The organism is Achromobacter sp. SIMBA_011 (genome assembly GCF_046535435.1).
Classification (GTDB): domain Bacteria; phylum Pseudomonadota; class Gammaproteobacteria; order Burkholderiales; family Burkholderiaceae_B; genus Achromobacter; species Achromobacter dolens.
In genome coordinates, this window is record NZ_JAWRWN010001107.1 from 1 (window position 1) to 242 (window position 242).

Annotated in this window: 1 protein-coding gene; it reads left to right on the forward strand. The window is 65.3% G+C overall.

Annotation, left to right across the window (positions count from 1 at the left end):
* A partial coding sequence (locus tag SB816_RS34465; RefSeq protein WP_410548553.1) for a nickel-dependent hydrogenase large subunit occupies positions 1–242 on the forward strand: 242 nt, incomplete at both ends.

A 242-nucleotide genomic window follows, 5' to 3' on the forward strand; every position in this document is an offset into this window, starting at 1 on the left:
GGCGCGGTCGGCGCGGTCAACATGGAGCGCCTGAATCTCGTCTCGCAGATCATCGACCGCACGATCGAATTCGTGCAGCAGGTGTATCTGCCCGACGTCGTCGCCATCGCCTCGTTCTACAAGGATTGGGCCGCGATCGGCGGCGGCATTTCGGGGCAATCGGTGCTCTCGTACGGCGACTTCCCCGACCACGCCAACGACTACGGCGACAAGAACCTGCTGGTGCCGCGCGGCGCCGTGGT